The organism is Asticcacaulis excentricus CB 48, assembly GCF_000175215.2.
Classification (GTDB): Bacteria; Pseudomonadota; Alphaproteobacteria; order Caulobacterales; family Caulobacteraceae; genus Asticcacaulis; species Asticcacaulis excentricus.
On sequence record NC_014816.1, the window covers coordinates 414,085 to 430,238 of the forward strand.

General features: G+C 60.1%; 18 protein-coding genes. 10 read left to right on the forward strand and 8 right to left on the reverse strand.

The features are described 5' to 3' along the window. Nucleotides 1–120 precede the first annotated feature (120 nt). The 3 genes from ASTEX_RS01930 to ASTEX_RS01940 all read left to right on the forward strand — a co-directional run bounded on the left by ASTEX_RS01930 (nt 121) and on the right by ASTEX_RS01940 (nt 2,072). A complete protein-coding gene (locus tag ASTEX_RS01930; protein ID WP_013477924.1) occupies nt 121–906 on the forward strand; it encodes a FadR/GntR family transcriptional regulator in 786 nt (261 codons plus the stop codon). Nucleotides 907–991: 85 nt separating this feature from the next. Next, entirely contained in the window at nt 992–1,276 is a 285-nt protein-coding gene (locus ASTEX_RS01935; protein WP_013477925.1) for an HPr family phosphocarrier protein, read from the forward strand. A 1-nt stretch (nt 1,277) separates the two neighbouring features. Continuing rightward, a complete protein-coding gene (locus tag ASTEX_RS01940; RefSeq protein WP_013477926.1) occupies nt 1,278–2,072 on the forward strand; it encodes a hypothetical protein in 795 nt (264 codons plus the stop codon). On the opposite strand, the gene rlmH is transcribed toward ASTEX_RS01940, so the two are convergent. The 7 genes from rlmH to rplU form a co-directional block, all read right to left on the reverse strand. Continuing rightward, the gene (gene rlmH / locus ASTEX_RS01945; protein WP_013477927.1) at nt 2,069–2,560 is read right to left on the reverse strand and encodes a 23S rRNA (pseudouridine(1915)-N(3))-methyltransferase RlmH; all 492 of its coding nucleotides are present in this window, start codon (nt 2,558–2,560) and stop codon (nt 2,069–2,071) included. The two genes, ASTEX_RS01940 and rlmH, sit on opposite strands and share 4 nt — an antisense overlap. An 89-nt stretch (nt 2,561–2,649) precedes the next feature. Further along, entirely contained in the window at nt 2,650–3,018 is a 369-nt protein-coding gene (gene rsfS / locus ASTEX_RS01950; protein ID WP_041658436.1) for a ribosome silencing factor, read from the reverse strand. 144 nt (nt 3,019–3,162) lie between these two features. Continuing rightward, on the reverse strand, nt 3,163–3,834 hold the full coding sequence (locus tag ASTEX_RS01955) for a nicotinate-nucleotide adenylyltransferase (protein ID WP_013477928.1): 672 nt from the start codon (nt 3,832–3,834) through the stop codon (nt 3,163–3,165). Nucleotides 3,835–3,908: 74 nt separating this feature from the next. Then, on the reverse strand, nt 3,909–4,961 hold the full coding sequence (gene obgE / locus ASTEX_RS01960; protein WP_013477929.1) for a GTPase ObgE: 1,053 nt from the start codon (nt 4,959–4,961) through the stop codon (nt 3,909–3,911). A 142-nt stretch (nt 4,962–5,103) separates the two neighbouring features. Beyond that, nucleotides 5,104–5,736, reverse strand: a complete 633-nt coding sequence (locus ASTEX_RS01965) for a GNAT family N-acetyltransferase (protein WP_013477930.1) — start codon at nt 5,734–5,736, stop codon at nt 5,104–5,106. A gap of 443 nt (nt 5,737–6,179) precedes the next feature. Further along, the gene (gene rpmA / locus ASTEX_RS01970) at nt 6,180–6,449 is read right to left on the reverse strand and encodes a 50S ribosomal protein L27 (protein WP_013477931.1); all 270 of its coding nucleotides are present in this window, start codon (nt 6,447–6,449) and stop codon (nt 6,180–6,182) included. Nucleotides 6,450–6,476: 27 nt separating this feature from the next. Next, nucleotides 6,477–6,995: a 50S ribosomal protein L21 gene (gene rplU, locus ASTEX_RS01975; protein ID WP_013477932.1), complete on the reverse strand. Its 519-nt coding sequence runs from the start codon at nt 6,993–6,995 to the stop codon at nt 6,477–6,479. A 265-nt stretch (nt 6,996–7,260) separates the two neighbouring features. On the opposite strand from rplU, the gene ASTEX_RS01980 reads away from it, so the two are divergent. The 6 genes from ASTEX_RS01980 (at nt 7,261) to ASTEX_RS02005 (ending at nt 12,998) form a co-directional block, all read left to right on the forward strand. Then, entirely contained in the window at nt 7,261–8,418 is a 1,158-nt protein-coding gene (locus ASTEX_RS01980; RefSeq protein WP_013477933.1) for a CobW family GTP-binding protein, read from the forward strand. Nucleotides 8,419–8,537: 119 nt separating this feature from the next. Next, nucleotides 8,538–9,524 carry a WD40 repeat domain-containing protein gene (locus ASTEX_RS01985; RefSeq protein WP_013477934.1) on the forward strand — a complete coding sequence of 329 codons (987 nt, stop codon included), beginning with the start codon at nt 8,538–8,540 and terminating at the stop codon, nt 9,522–9,524. 31 nt (nt 9,525–9,555) lie between these two features. Continuing rightward, nucleotides 9,556–10,251 (forward strand): monofunctional biosynthetic peptidoglycan transglycosylase, encoded by a 696-nt coding sequence (gene mtgA / locus ASTEX_RS01990; protein WP_013477935.1) that lies wholly within the window; start codon nt 9,556–9,558, stop codon nt 10,249–10,251. A gap of 18 nt (nt 10,252–10,269) precedes the next feature. Continuing rightward, nucleotides 10,270–10,542 (forward strand): hypothetical protein, encoded by a 273-nt coding sequence (locus ASTEX_RS01995; RefSeq protein ID WP_013477936.1) that lies wholly within the window; start codon nt 10,270–10,272, stop codon nt 10,540–10,542. Then, nucleotides 10,543–11,001, forward strand: coding sequence for a YaiI/YqxD family protein (locus tag ASTEX_RS02000; RefSeq protein WP_013477937.1), 459 nt, complete (start codon nt 10,543–10,545; stop codon nt 10,999–11,001). Between the two features lie 101 nt (nt 11,002–11,102). Then, nucleotides 11,103–12,998: a M2 family metallopeptidase gene (locus tag ASTEX_RS02005; protein WP_013477938.1), complete on the forward strand. Its 1,896-nt coding sequence runs from the start codon at nt 11,103–11,105 to the stop codon at nt 12,996–12,998. 45 nt (nt 12,999–13,043) lie between these two features. Here the strand turns inward: ASTEX_RS02005 and ASTEX_RS02010 are convergent, their stop codons facing one another. Continuing rightward, nucleotides 13,044–14,045, reverse strand: a complete 1,002-nt coding sequence (locus ASTEX_RS02010; RefSeq protein WP_013477939.1) for an isopenicillin N synthase family dioxygenase — start codon at nt 14,043–14,045, stop codon at nt 13,044–13,046. A gap of 356 nt (nt 14,046–14,401) precedes the next feature. On the opposite strand from ASTEX_RS02010, the gene ASTEX_RS02015 reads away from it, so the two are divergent. After that, the gene (locus tag ASTEX_RS02015) at nt 14,402–16,066 is read left to right on the forward strand and encodes a S1C family serine protease (protein WP_245532518.1); all 1,665 of its coding nucleotides are present in this window, start codon (nt 14,402–14,404) and stop codon (nt 16,064–16,066) included. Nucleotides 16,067–16,154: the final 88 nt, after the last annotated feature.

Below are 16,154 nucleotides of genomic sequence, written 5' to 3' on the forward strand. Positions count from 1 at the left end.
AATCCGAAAAAGTGCCATAAAAGCGTCTTGGCACTTTTCGCAAAAATTGCGCTACCCAACAGAAACTTAGAGCATTCGGCGGCTCAACTGAACCGATGAATGCTCTAGACAGGGACCTGCATGACCGATACCCGACCTGCCGCGACGTTTGACCGCTCTGCGGCTACCGAAAGTTCCGCTTACGGCGTGCATTTCCAAGGCCGCCTGCACGGGGCGCTGGCCCACCGGCTGGGGGTGGACATCCTCAAGGGCGTCTATAAGCCTGGCGAGGTCCTGCCCAATGAGATCGACTCGTCCTCCACCCTAGACATCTCGCGCTCGGCCTATCGTGAGGCCATCCGCATTTTGGCGGCCAAGGGCATGGTCGAAAGCCGCCCCAAGGCCGGGACGCGCGTCACGGCGCGTCGTCGCTGGAACGTGCTCGATCCGGAAGTGCTGGGCTGGATGTTCGAGACCGAGCCGTCGGAGGACTTCATTAAGGGCCTGTTTGAGCTGCGTCTGATCACCGAACCGGCGGCGGCCGAGCTGGCGGCGCTGCGCCGCACGGACGAGCACCTGCGCCTGATGGACAGGGCACTCGACCTGATGGAGGCCGAGACCCTGGCCACCGAAGCCGGGCGCAAGGCCGATCTCGACTTCCACGACGCGCTGATGCACGCCACGCATAACGAAGCCCTCGCCTCACTCAGTCATTCGATCGGGGCGGCGGTCGCCTGGTCCACGCGCTTCAAACAGCGCCATCAGGCCCTGACCCGCGACCCCATCCCCGACCACCGCCGCGTGTTTGACGCCATCAAACGTCAGGACTCAGGGGCGGCCAGATGGTGCATGGAATCGCTCATCCGCATGGCCCTCGACGACACCCAGCGCTCCATGCAGACCCAGTACCTCGAACCGAGGGGGTAAGGGATTTGCGCTTAGGGTAAACAGGTGTTAACGCCCCGCTAAGACAGAGGCGGTAAACATCGCTCCACCATCGGTATAGGGCCCCATGAGCGACACTACTCCCATCACGGCACGCGTCGAAATCGTCAACGACAAGGGGCTGCATGCCCGCGCCTCTGCCAAGTTCGTCAAGACTGCCGCACAGTTCGATGCGCAGATTTACGTGCTGAAAGACGAGTCGCGCGTCGATGCGCAGTCGATCATGGGCTTGCTGATGCTGGCCGCGTCCAAAGGCACCTTTATCGACATCGAGGCCGAGGGCGAACAGGCGCAAGCCGCCGTCGAGGCGCTGGTGGCGCTAGTGTCCGACCGTTTCGGGGAAGAGTCCTGACATGAAACGCCTTGCTCTCCTCCTCGCCTGCGCGCTGTTGAGCGGTGCCGCCTATGCCGAGCCGCCCGATAGCGAGGGCGCATCGGGAGCGGTGGGAGAGGAGGGCGCGCCGGTACCTAAGCCCAAGCCACGCCCTAAGCCAAAACCAAAACCAAAACCCAAAACTGTCGTGCCTGCGCTCAAACTGCCGGAGGGGCCGATCCCCTATACGCAGTTAAAAAACACTTCTGCCGCAAAGACCGACGCCCAAACGGTGCCTGTGGCGATGCCGGTCGCCCCGATGACGCACGCCGTGCCCCCACCGCCGCCCCCACCGCCGCCGACAATCGCAGTTGCCCCTGCGCCTGAACCCAAAGGGCAGCCCGAGGCCCTGCCGCTGAGCCCCAGCGTCACCCATGATTTGAGGTGTGAAACCCAGGTCGTCGGACCAAAGGGGCTAATCTCCAGGGGGCAATTTTATCTGGAGGTCGCGTTGTCTGACGTCTTCCCGGAAAACACGGCGCGCTTCAAAATGGTAATGGCCGATCCACGTCATCAGAGTTTGCTGAAAGACACGGCCTGCGAAACGCTCGATTGCCGCGTGACGATCAGCGCCAACTATTACGACCTCTACAATGCGCGCACCAAACGCGGCGCACAGTTGCGGGTGACGCTGGATCGTTATACGGGGGCCTATCTGGCGCGACGCACGGACGGCAAGCTGCCGCTGGGCGGTTCGACACTAATCAAGGAAGGGCCGGGGGCGTACGAAGAAGGCTATTGCACGCTTCAGAAGCGGCCGGAAAAGCTGTTTTAATCTCTATGGTACGGCGATCCGCCGAGGATCGTCGTCGCCCGGTACATTTGCTCCGCCAGCATCAGCCGTACCAGGGCGTGCGGCCAGGTCTGCGGCCCAAAGGCCAGTGAAAAGCGCGCCGATTTAACCAGTTCGGCATCGAGCCCATCCGCCCCGCCGATCAGGAACGCTAGCTTGCGCTCGCCGGAGTCTTTCATCTTATCGACACGCTGAGCGATCTGGCGTGAGGTCAGAAGCTCGCCGCGCTCGTCGCAGGTGATCAGGCACACGCCTTCGCCCAGCGCCGCGCGAATGGCCTCGGCTTCCCGCGCCTTGTTGAGGGTGGAGTCCTGAGACTTTGCGGTCTTCTTCGGCTCGATCTCCATTAACTCCGCCGGACCCAGCCCCAGCGGGCGGCCGCTTAAAGTCGCGCGACTGAGATAGTCGCGCGTGAGGGTGTTTTCCGGGGTGTTGCCGAGCTTGCCGACGGCGGCGAGGATAAGTTTCATAAAGCGCTAAATGAAAAGGGAGCCATAAAGGCCCCCGAAATCGCACACGATTAGGCGCCTCCCCGGCGAACCGGGGAGATACAAGGCCATTAGTGACTATCGACCGTGTGGTTCGACGATACCGACCAAATTTTTTCGATATTGTAGAAGCTGCGCACTTCCGGGCGGAACAGGTGCACCACGACGTCGCCGGCATCGAGCAGCACCCAGTCGCAGGCCGGGAGCCCTTCTACGCGTGCCTTGCCAAAGCCCGCGTCTTTCAGCGCACGCATGACGTGATCGGCCAGAGCGCCGACATGGCGGTGTGAACGGCCCGAAGCGATGATCAGGGTGTCGGCCACCGAGCTTTTGCCGCGCAGATCGATGCACACGATATCCTGCGCCTTGTCATCATCCAGCTTGTTCAGGATGAGGGTTTCGAGAGAGGTTTCCTCGAAATCGGCGGTACTTTGGTCGATGTCCGCCGGGGGGGCGGCGGGTTCCGAATGCGCGTCTTGCGCAAGCTGACGAGACAGGGTTTTACTCCATATGTGGATAAGTTGGCCTCACCCTAGCACAGACAGGGGCCGAGGTCACGGTTAGTAATGCAGCCACCGCCAATTTTATAACGAGGGTGGGGTTTCGCCTTCGGCTTTTTTGCGTTGAGCGCGCAGGGCCGTCGAAGAGATATTGTGCAGGGGCCCCTTCAGATAGGCCCAGGCTGGGGCCTGGAGTCCGCTGAAGATACGGCCTTCACGTTCCTTGCGCCTGTAGTGGGCAAAGCGCCGCGCGGTGGGGGACAGCCGGCTTTTCATCAGGACACCGGGACGCGAGACGATGGCAATGGGGATCATACGCGCGATCTGCACCCAGCCGCGCCAGCGGTGGAAGCTGGCCAGCGAATCCCCACCCATTATCCACACGAACTGCACCCCCGGATAGCGCGCTTTCAAGGCGCGCAGGGTATCGAGCGTATAGGTGGCGTTGATGCGGGTCTCAAAATCAGAAATTATGTCCTTGGGTCCGACAAACGGACGAATGGCGGCGATGCGCTCGCTCAGTGGGGCCGTATCGCGCTTTGATTTCAACGGGTTCTGCGGCGACACGAGCCAGATGATGCGATCTAGTCCCAGACGCATCCGCGCGGTTTCGGCCACATGGGCGTGGCCTTCGTGCGCCGGATTGAACGACCCGCCAAACAGGCCGATTTTCATGCCGCGTTCGAGATGGAACCCCGACCGCAAGGCACCATGGCTCAGCGTATGGAAGATCGGGGCGGGGCCGGCGAACCACATGCTTAGGCTCTCCTCCCCTGTACAGCGGAGGAAGAATAAGAAAGACCGATCACGCAGACGCCCAACACCACCCTTTATCTATCCCACGGATCGTAGGTGGAGGGGGCCGGCGAGTCCCCGGCCTTTTCGGCCTTCTCGCTTTCAATGATCTTCGCATGGGCCGCGAATAAAAGGTCTCGCACGCCTTCGCCGGTGACGCCGGAAATGAGGTAGGGCGTCTGCCCCGACGCTTTTTTCAGCTTCTTGCTCAGGTCCTTACGTGCCTCGGGATCGAGCGAGTCCACCTTGTTGATCGCGACGATTTCCGGGCGTTTGGCCAGGTCTTCGGCATAGGCGGCCAGTTCGTTACGGATGACCTTATAGGCCTTCACCGGGTCTTCCTGTGTCCCATCGACCAGATGTATCAGCACCTTGGTGCGCTCAACATGCCCCAGAAAGCGCGTGCCGAGCCCCGCCCCTTCCGAGGCCCCTTCAATCAGGCCGGGGATATCGGCGATGACAAAGCGCTGCTCGGCCCCCAGATCAATGACGCCCAGATTGGGGGTGAGGGTGGTAAAGGGATAGTCGGCGATCTTCGGGCGCGCAGCGGAGGAGGCTGCGAGGAAGGTGGATTTCCCGGCATTGGGCAGGCCCAGAAGTCCGGCATCGGCGATCAGTTTCAGTCGCAGCCAGATCCACTTTTCTTCGCCGTCCTGACCAGGCAGGGCGAAGTCGGGTGCCTGATTGACCGGGCCTTTGAAGCGTGTATTGCCCCAGCCGCCGTTGCCGCCTTTAAGCAGCATGACTTTTTGCCCCGGCGTGTCGAGATCGACAATCAGGGTTTCGTGGTCTTCCTCGAACACCTGAGTGCCGACGGGCACGCGCAGGACGAGGTCTTCGGCATTGGCACCGTGCATCTGGCGGCCCATGCCGTGGGTGCCGGTGCTGGCCTTGAAATGCTGCTGATAGCGATAGTCAATAAGGGTGTTCAGCCCTTCGACCGCCTCAACCCATACCGAACCGCCCTTGCCGCCGTCACCACCGTCCGGCCCACCGTTCGGAATGAATTTTTCGCGGCGGAACGACACGGAGCCCGCGCCGCCATTGCCTGAGCGGATGAAGATTTTGCACTGGTCCAAGAATTTCATGAGGGGGGCATCAGGGGCGAGAGGTGATCAAAAGGCGAAGCGGCTACCGCCGGGGAGCGGAAGCCGCCTTTGTGAACCAAGTTGAAGGGAAGATCAAATTTTTGCGAAAGGGCTTATGCTCAATTTGATCACATGGCTGAATTTAAAGCAGACGGATCATGTGCAGGGCCTCGTACGAGTCCTGACGGGCCAGTGAGATTTCCGGCGTACGCCGACCGGTGTACAAGAAACCGGCCCGAGCCAGCATGCGGGCTGACGCCGCATTGTCGCCAAAGTGCGCTGCGTGCAGCACCCGGTGACCGCCAAAGCGTTCGGCATAGCCGATCAAACCCTCCAGCGCTTCGACGCCAAAGCCGTGGCCCTGATGTTCTGGCGCTATGCAGATGCCGACGGACGGCCCGAACTGATGCAGGCCCGACGCCTGACCACAGGTCGTGCGCTCCAGACCAACCACGCCGATCAGGGTTTCGTCGGTGTCACGGATGCCAAACACCGGCAGACGCGGCGAGGAATTGTGCCGTGCCTTTTCGACGTAGGCCCGCGCATCGGCATCACTGAACGGATGGGCGATGGCATGGGTCATTCGTGCCACCGACTTGTGACCAAAGATTGCTTTTACATCGTCCACATCATCTAGGCACAGCGGGCTGAGATAAAGGCGCTTGGTCTGCACGGCGTAGCCGCTGCGGCCTGCGCGCAGGTCTTCGCGCTTGAGGCCAGCCACAGCTGGGTGAGAGCCAGTGAATCCGTGGGCTTCGGGTGTTCTGATGATCATGATGATACCCCGTTCCTTTAATGACTAAGACGAAGGACGGCTTTCGCTTTGTGAAAGACGCCGGCGTGCGACGGGTCTGATAGTCTTCAGACCCAGTTTAGGATGTCGGGAGGTTTCGGTTTTTATGTGGTCCTAAGGTGACACAGACCGCATAAAATTTCCGCCGCCCGTGCCCCTGCGAAAATAAGCTTTTCGCAAGTACCTGTGACGCTTCGGCACTCAGCGAGGCCGCTGCGCCCCAGATGGGGCCTGACGAACGGGGAACAAGAGAAGGGCCTCTTTTGGGTGGTCGCAAGCGTGGTCCGGAAAACCGGCACTGACGTTTTCGACACATGCTCCAAAAGAAAAGGGAGCCCGGAAACTGATCCGGACTCCCCGTTCGAAGGCAATGTCCAGATCGGCTTAGTGACTAAGCGCGACCTGAAGCATCTTTATCAGGTCGCTTATTCGGCAGCTTCGGCGAGCGGCACGATCGACACGTAACAACGGTTGTCACGCTTGGTGGTGAACTTCACATTGCCGTTCGCGGTAGCGAACAGGGTGTGGTCGCGGCCAAGGCCGACATTGTCACCGGGGAAGAACTTGGTGCCGCGCTGACGGACGATGATGTTGCCCGCGAGGACGTTTTCACCGCCAAAACGCTTTACGCCAAGGCGCTTCGATTCTGAATCGCGGCCGTTACGCGACGAGCCGCCGGACTTTTTGTGAGCCATGAGGTAACTCCTCTAAAACGGTTGCGATTACGCTTCTTCGGAAGAGGCTTCGGCAGCCTTCTTCTTCGGAGCGGCTTTTTTCTTGGGGGCCGAAGCCTCTTCAGCCACCGGCGCGTCAACGACCGGAGCTTCGACGGCTGCGGCAAGCGACTTCGGGGCCAGACCGCGAGCGCGGGCATCCAGCTCAGCCTTGGTCACCAGCGAGACGGTGCCTTCCCAGGCGGCCGACTTGCCCGCGCCGTTCAGCGCGGTGATGCGGATAACCGATTCCGGCTGACGGTGGCCGGTGGTGCGGCGATAGCCCTGACGGCGGATCTTCTTGAAGATCTTCACCTTCTTGCCCTTGCGGGTTTCGATCAGCGTGCCTTCTACCACAGCGCCTTCAACGAGCGGCGCGCCAACCACGGCACCAGCCTCGTCACCGACGAGGAGCACTTCTTCGAAACGGATGGCAGCGCCCGCGTCGCCTTCCAGCTTTTCAACGACGAGCAGATCGCCCGCCGCAACGCGGTACTGCTTACCGCCGGTCTTGATTACCGCATACATCGGTTTAGCCTCTAAGCTTTAGTGACTGGCAAACCCGACCGGTATAAAAACCAATGGTTCGCGCAAAATTTCAGGTTTTCCGCAGGGCAGGACCCTCGGAAGAGAGGGGCGCTTTATATAGTTTTTGCTCGGTGAGTCAACGCCTGTTTATGCCCGTGCCGCAGGAATCTGACACCCGGTCCGCGCGAGGCTTGATTTCCCCCAGCAAAAGCCTACTTACACCTCACATTATATAGCCCATTCTACAGATTGTCAGGTAATCCCAATGGCCGATACCGCCGCTTCCATTGCCAAAACGCCCGTTACCGTCCTTACCGGCTATCTGGGGGCCGGTAAGACGACTTTGTTGAACCGCATTCTGTCCGAAAACCACGGGCAAAAATACGCGGTCATCGTCAATGAGTTTGGTGAAATCGGCATTGACAACGACCTGATCGTCGGTGCCGACGAAGAAGTGTTCGAAATGAACAATGGCTGCGTTTGCTGCACGGTGCGTGGCGACCTGATCCGCATTCTGTCGGGTCTTATGAAGCGCAAAGGCCGCTTTGACGCCATCATCGTCGAAACCACGGGCCTGGCGGATCCCGGCCCGGTGGCCCAGACCTTCTTTGTCGATGAAGAGGTCAAAGCGCGCACCTATCTCGACTCTGTGACGGCGCTGGTCGATGCCAAACACTTCCGCTCCGCGCTGGAGGCTGACCGCGTGGTCAAGGAACAGATTGCCTTTGCCGACCACGTGATCCTCAACAAGACCGATCTGGCAACGCCCGAAGAACTCAATGAGGTGGAAGCCCGCGTCCGTGGCCTCAACCCGCTGGCCACCATTGAGCGCGCCGAACGTTCAGGCGTGGAGATCAAAGGCCTGCTGAACCAGCACCGCTTCGATCTCGATAAGATGGAATCGGTCGCTAACCATCATGAGCACGGTCCCGATTGCGGCGACCATTGCGACCATGACCACGGGCATGATCACCACCATCATGGCCATGATCACGGGCACAATCACCACGGCCATAACCCCGCGCATGGCGAGCCCGGTCACGTGCATGATGAACACTGCGGCCACGACCATCACGATCATCATCACAATCCTACGCATGGTCATCTGAACCCCATTCACGACAATGAAATCCGCTCGGTCTCTCTGTCGTCGGAAGCGCCGGTTGATGGGGTGAAGTTCACCCGCTGGCTCGACAAGCTGCTGGCCGAAAAGGGGCAGGACATTTTGCGCGCCAAGGGGATCCTCAGTATCAAGGGCGAGGATAAGCGTCTGGTGTTCCAAGCCGTTCACATGATCCTCGAAGGCGAATTGCAACAACCGTGGAAAGAGGGCGAACACCGCCTGAGCCGCGCCGTGTTCATCGGTCGCCACCTCGATGAGGCCGCTCTGCGCGCCGGTTTTGAGGCGTGTATCGCCGCGTAGGCCCGGCAAGGGTATTACGCTCTGGCCTTTGCACGGACTTCCGTGTAAGCCCCCCAGCGTCTTTTGCCTTAGGCAACACCCACCTCCCCCGGCACGCCGGAGGAGTATGAGGACCCAACATGCCCTTCGCTTTTGAAAAACATTTCGACGAATATGTCGTTGCCGCCCTGTTCGATTCCGCCGATGACCCTGTGGCCGCGCTCGGTGACGGGCGCGTCGTGTTTCCGGACGCCGATGCCATCTTCGAAGCCCACCCTAACGGCGGCATATTAAGCGCCGCCATCCACCCGTCGGGTGTCGGTATCGTCACCGGTGGTGATGATGGCCGCGTGGTGTGGACGACGAAGGAGTCCGGTCCGGTCGAGCTGTTTGCTGCCAAAGGGGCTTGGTTCGATGCTCTGGCCGTCAGCGAGGCCGCTCTGCTGATTGCCGCGGCCGCAGGTAAAAAAGTGCACGTCTATGACGCGCAGAAGAAGACGGCAGTGATCTTCGAACACACCTCCAGCCTTTCGGACATCGCTTTTGATTCCAAGGGACGTAAGCTTTATGCGGCGACCTATAATGGCGTGGCCGTGTGGTTTTCTCGCATTGCCCAGCAAAAGCCGACCCTGCTCAAATGGGCCGGTTCGCATACCAAAGTCGCGATTTCGTCTGACGACAAGTTTGTCATGACCGCCATGCAGGAAAATGCCTTGCACGGCTGGCGCATCAGCGATGCCAAGGATATGCGCATGGGCGGCTATCCGGCGAAGATCAAGTCGATGGGTTTTTTCGCCAAGGGCAAGCTTTTGGCCACCTCCGGGGCCAATGGCGCGGTGGTGTGGCCGTTTTTGAAGGCCAACGGGCCGATGGGTGAAGAGGCGTCGGAAATCAACGCTGAGGAATCGACCATGGTGTCGGTTATCGCCGGGGCGCCCGAAGACACGCTTCTGGCGGCCGGGCTTGAAGACGGGCGCGTGTGGCTGGCGGAGCTGACCTCAACCGGGATCGACTGGATTCGTCGCGAAAAGGGCGCTCCCATCACGGCGCTTGCCATTGCCAATGAAGGCAATCGCTTGATCTTTGGCGACGAAGACGGCAACCTGTGGGTATTTGAAGCTGAATAGAGCGGCTTCAGACGGAGTTTAGGGGCGTTTTTTGGCGGGGATAGCGAAAAAGTTTGGCATCGGGCAACTGCTCGTCTTCGTCATGGTGGGCAGTTTTGCCTTCAGCGTGGCGTCGGTCGCCGTGCACCGTTTTCTGCCCGTGCCAATCACCTTCCTGATGGTGCAGCGGATCTTTGAGGGCAAGGGATACCATCACGAGTGGGTGCCCGCCTCGCGTATTTCGGACAATCTCAAGGTCGCGGTCATTGCCGCCGAAGACGCTAAGTTCTGCTCGCACTACGGCTTCGACATGAACGCTATTGAGAAGGCGCAACGCAGCAATGCGCGCGGGCGCAAGGTGCGCGGCGGTTCCACTATCTCTCAGCAGACAGCCAAGAACGCCTTCCTGTGGCCGCAGCGCTCCTATGTGCGCAAAGGGGTTGAGGCCTATTATACGCTGCTGATTGAGACGATGTGGCCGAAGTCGCGCATCATGGAAGTCTATCTCAATAGCGCTGAATGGGGGCCCGGAATCTATGGTGCCGAAGCCGCCTCGCAATACTGGTTCGGTAAATCGGCTGATGATCTCACTCAGGCCGAGGCCTCGCGTTTGGCGGCCATCCTGCCCAGCCCGCTGAAATGGAAGGCCGCCAAGTCGGGGAAGTACGTCAAGGGCCGCTCCGGGAAGATCCGCGCCAATGCAGGTGTGGTTCGCCGAAACGGCATCGGGACGTGTGTTCTGGAGTAAAGGAAAGAGGGGCGCTCTGTGAAGCCTTACGTGGAAGTTCTGGCAGGAGGCGGTTATCGCGTTGGCTTTGATGACGCTCCCGGCCTCACGGCCTCAGGGGCAACCGTAATGGAAGCGCTTCGGGCACTTTCGGCAGAGATTTCACGCCAGTACGATACCGAAAAAGGCGATGAAAGCGCCGCTGCGGAAACAGCGAGGCGTCAGACCGATATTCTGGCTAATGACCGGTTCATTCGTGGCAATCAGATGCAGGACTCGGTCATGAAGGCTATGGCTTTAGGGTTTATCTGAGTGCCCGTCACCCTCTATATCGACGCCGATGCCTGTCCGGTAAAAGAGGAGACCTATAAGGTCGCCTCTCGCTATGGCCTTCGCACCGTCGTGGTGTCAAACAGCTATATCCAGATCCCCAAATCACCCCTGATCGCGCGCATGATCGTCGATGCGGGACCGGACATTGCGGACGACTGGATCGCCGAACAGGCGACTGCGCATGACGTTGTGATCACCAACGATATTCCGCTAGCCGGGCGGGTTCTGGCGAAGGGGGCCTATGCCATTGCCCCTAACGGTCGCGCCTTTACGCCCGATTCCATCGGCGCGGCCCTGTCGCAGCGGGCCCTGATGGAACATATCCGCTCGACCGGCGAAATCACCGGTGGCCCGCCGCCCTTCTCCGCTGCCAATCGTTCGCAGTTTCTGCAAACCCTCGATCAGGTGGTGGTAAAGGCGCGCCGTCTGAGCCTCTGAGCTGGGCGCAAACACCACCGGTTTCATCCTCAACGGCTCTTGACGAATAGTTAAAACAGGCGTCACCCTCCGTCCGGTTTTCCTTCAGGAGGGTATGGATGATGCGGCGTCTTCTGGTTTCCGTAGCAGGTCCGGCGCTTGTGGCCGGTGTGTTGTTATCAGGCTGCGCGACGGTGCCTGCCGCGGCCCCCATTGCTGATGTCCCCACAACCGAAGCGCCACAGGCCCCGGCCCTGACCGAGACTCCCGCCCCGGCCCCCGCTGCCGCTCCGACAGCTGCCGACGCCAAGGCCTATGTGGAAGAGGCGGAAAAGAAGCTCGGCGACCTTGGCGAATACGCTGCCCGCGTGCAGTGGGTGCGCGCGACCTACATCACCCACGACACTATGTGGCTGGAATCGAAGGCCAATGCGCAGCTGACCGAAGAAGGCGTCAAATACGCCATGGGGGCCGCGAAGTTCAACGACGTGGCCGTCGATGAGGTAACGCGGCGCAAGCTGAACCTGCTGCGCCTGTCTCTGGTCTTGCCCGCCGCCGACCGTCCGGGGGCTGCCGATGAGATGGCCAAGCTCTCCACTTCGCTAGATTCCACCTACGCCACAGGTAAGTTCAGCTATAAGGGCAAGGTCTATACTCTGGACGACGCCTCAAATGTGATGGCCGAATCCCGCGACCCGGCCCTGCTTCGCGCCATGTTCGAAGGCTGGCGAACCATTTCGGTGCCGATGAAAGGTGACTACACGCGGCTGGCCGAATTGGCCAATGAAGGCGCTAAGGGTCTGGGCTTTGCCGATACGGGGGCCCTGTGGCGCTCCGGCTACGACATGCCGCCTGATGGGTTTGCGGCCGATACGGACCGCCTCTGGGGGCAGGTTGAGCCCTTCTACAAGAACTTGCACTGCTATGTGCGCAGCCGTCTCAATGAGAAGTATGGCGACGCGGTTCAGCCGAAGTCCGGTCCTATCCGCGCCGACCTGCTGGGCAATATGTGGGCGCAGGACTGGGCCAACATTTATGACATCGTGGCCCCTAAGGGCATGAAGGGCTCGTCCTATTCGCTAGACAAGCTGCTGGTGCAAAAGAAGTATACGCCGGAAAAGATGGTCAGGACCGGCGAAGGCTTCTACACTTCCATTGGTCTGCCGCCTCTGCCCCAGACCTTCTGGGAGCGCTCGATGATTACCCGCCCGCGCGATCGCGAGGTTCTGTGCCACGCATCGGCCTGGGACCTCGATAACCGCGACGATATCCGTATTAAGATGTGTACGCAGGTCAATGGCGAGGACTTTTATACGGTCCACCACGAACTGGGGCATAACTATTATCAGCGCGCCTATAAGGATCAGCCCTTCCTGTTCAAGAACGGCGCCAATGATGGCTTCCACGAAGCCATCGGTGACTTTATCGGCCTGTCGTCGGTGACGCCGGTCTATCTCAACCAGATCGGTCTTCTGGACAAGGTGCCAGGCGAGGAAGAGGACATCCCCTACCTGCTGAAAATGGCCCTGCAAAAGGTTGCCTTCCTGCCGTTTGGCCTGATGGTCGATCGCTGGCGCTGGGAAGTCTATTCCGGCAAGATCACCCCGGCACAGTACAATACGCGCTGGTGGGAGTTGGTGCAGCAGTATCAGGGCCTTGTGCCACCGGGCGTGCGTCCGACCGACGCCTTTGATCCGGGGGCCAAGTATCACGTGCCGGGTAATGTACCCTATACGCGCTACTTCCTGGCCCATATCTATCAGTTTCAGTTCCAGCAGGCCGCCTGCGATCAGATCGGTTGGAAAGGTCCGCTCCACCGCTGCTCGATCTATGGCCATAAGGAGGTCGGCCAGAAGCTAAACGCCATGCTGGAGATGGGTCAGTCGAAGCCGTGGCCGGAAGCCATGGCGGCCTTTACGGGCCAGCGCGAAGGCGATGCCTCAGCGGTGGCGGCCTATTTCAAGCCGCTCAATGAGTGGTTGGTCAAGCAAAACGCCGGGCAAAACTGCGGGTGGTGATCGAGCCTCCTCCCTGTGCCGAAAGCATGGGGAGGAGTCGTCCGGCTACGCCAGCTTGATCTCTCGCAGGCGTTGCTGGAGGAAGTCGTGGGCCGTGATCGACTGACCGGCATACTGGTCCGGGCGGTCTTCGGAGATGCAGCCTGGCAGGGTCTCGATCAGGTAGGGACTCTCAAAGTGCAGGAAGAACGGCATCGAATAGCGTGAGAAGCCCTTGCGCGCTTCGGCCGGATTGACCACGCGATGGATGGTCGACGGCAGGACGTGGTTGGTCAGGCGCGACAGCATATCGCCAATATTGATGACAATGGCCCCCGGTGGGGGCGTAATGGGCAGCCACGAGCCGTCACGATCCAGCAGTTGCAGACCGGGTTCTTCGGCCCCCATTAGAAGCGTGATGGCGTTGATGTCGCCGTGCGCCCCTGCGCGTACCGATGCGCCCGCCTCGGTCACCGGCGGATAGTGCAGCATACGCAGGATGGAATTACCGTACTTCACCTTGTCATCGAAGAAATCCGGCGCGAGTTTGAGGTGGATGGCGATGGCCTTCAGCACCTTTTTGCCGAGCCCGTCCATCTCGGCATAAAGCGTCTGGAATGTCGGCTTGAAGTCCGCCACTTCGACGGGCCACACATTATCGGCCATATGGTCGCGATAGGGGTGATCGGCCGGCAGGTCACGTCCGACATGCCAGAATTCCTTCAGATCATGCGCCTTATAGCCCTTGGCTGTTTCGATACCAAAGGCGGTATAGCCACGCTGACCGCCGCCGCTGCGGCCATCATACTGCAACTTGGATTCGACCGGCAGATCAAAGAAGTCTTTGGTCAGGGCGTACGCCTTATCGACCAGCCCCTTGTCAAGACCGGCGCCGTTCGGCTCAAACAGGCCCGACAGCACCGCAAACCCGTAGCGCTCAAACGACGCGCCCAGCTTCTGCGCAAAGGCGTCCACATCGCTGTCGTATAGCGACAGCGGCACGGGCTCGATGGACGGGGCGGTGGATAGAGGGGCGGAATCGTAAAGCGCGGTGGGCGACGACATCATGCGGGGGGCCTTTGGTCTTTGCAGATGAAACGTTTAATATCAGCCCTTATGACGTTTGCGTGTCACCGACGCAAGCGGCCTGATGCCGCATCGACGGGCAGGGACGCGGCGGCCATAACAAAGGTGTGCCCTCGTTATGCGAATAACTTTATCACAGTCGGCGCTTCATATACACTCTCAGGCGATTTTTCGATTGCGCCGGTCGCTCAGGTGTCGTTTTGATGCCGTGAAGCGATTCTATGCTTAATCGTGGTGTTTAAATCGGGTCCGGCGGCAAGGTGGGCAGGTCCATTCAGAGTCTAGGTCGTATGCTGGCGGCGGGGATAGTAGCCCTGACGATGCTTTGGTGCGCGCCGTTGTCCGCTCAGATTGTGCCGCCGCCTCCGGCCGATGCCGAGCCGCTCTCCGCAATCGATCCGGCCCTGCAACCCGTCAATTCGACCAAGGCCCTGAGTGCCTCGGAACAGTCGGTGGTGCGGGTTCTTGTCGTCTATCGCGGCTATGGCGGCGTGCCGCTCGATTCCGTCGGCATGGGGTCGGGCTTTGTGGTGGCACCGGGCTATATCGTCACCAATTACCACGTCATTGAAACGCCGCCCGAAGCGACCTCGGCCGAGATCTATATCGTGCCCCATAAGGGCACAGGGGCCGCCTATCAGCAGGTGACGCTGGTTAAGCCGTGGCTGGAAGGCGATCTGGCGCTTTTGCGCGCTGAAGGGCTGAAAATCCCACCGCTCAAACTGTCCCTGGTGCCGCAAAAAAACCAGCGCATCGTGACCATGGGCTATCCGGGCATCACCGACCGCCTACTGAAACGGGGCGGCACTGAGCTACTGGAGCCCGCCGACGCCTATGTGACGCAAGGCTCCATAGCCCTGTTTGCCTCAACCAATCCGGACGGCTCGCGCGTCGACACCTTGTTCCACACGGCGCCCATCAATCCCGGCAATTCCGGTGGGCCTTTAATGGACGAATGCGGGCAGGTGGTCGGTGTTAACACCTGGTCGGCAGTGTCCACCCTGTCGGAAACCGGCGACATGGACGTCCCGGCGGGGCAATATGTGGCGACTCACGTGTCGGCGCTTTACACCTTCCTGCAATCGACCGGTGTGGCAGTGCAGACCACCTCTGAACCCTGCTTCGCCAAGTCGGAAGACGAGATCATAAAGGACGATGGTCTGTCGCGCGCGCTGGCCGCCTATCGTGATGCGCAGGCCAAGCGTCTGGAAGAGCAGCGCAAAGCCGAGCAGATGAACGCCCTCATGGACCAGCTACAACTGGGCGTCTTGGTTCTTCTGTCGTTGCTGGTTGTAGTGCTGATCGCGCTGATCATCCGCCGCCGCCATCCGCCAAAGCCGAAAACACCGCATACCGAGGCGGAGTTACCGCACGCCGAGGCGCATCCGCACAAGGCCAAAGCCGAAAAGGTACATCATAAGCATCCCTTCCCGTGGGGCTGGATCGCGTTGGCCGTGTTTGTGGTGCTTATCGCTGCCGCCTTCGTCCTGCGCGAAAGTCCGGTCGTACAGAAGATGTCGCAAAAGGCCGAAGTCGCTGCCGCCAAGGTCGGTCCGGTACGCCTAACCTGCGATGTTGACCTAAAGGCCTCGCCCAAGCCGCTGGCGGGCGTGGGGCCCACGGATTTTGAATTTGATGCGGCCCATGCCTGCGTCAATGGCCGAACACCTTACGAAGTGCAGTCCAATAGCACTCTGCTACGATTTACCGTGTCTGACTCTGAACCCACGGCAGCAAGGCTTGAGTTGTCACGGGACGGCTTAACGTTCAAACGCAGCGACTATCGCCTGACGCCCGAACAGCACCGAGACTATGTCGCTCAACGGGCGGCGCTGGGGTCGCTGCGCTGCGCTTCGGATAAGGATACGGGGCAAGCCGAGGCGCTGAAAGACAACATGCGCAAGGTGCGGCAACTGGCGCAATCCTTTCTCACCTTCGCGCCCGAGACCGAAACCGTGTGGAAGTGCCGCAAGGTCCCCGAACCAGCCGCACCAAAGCCTTGATCCGGGCTACCTTTACGGAATTCTTATAAGCTCGCGCCGGAAATTAATCCGATTTGTGGCCAATCCTTATTTCCCGAATATTGGCTGT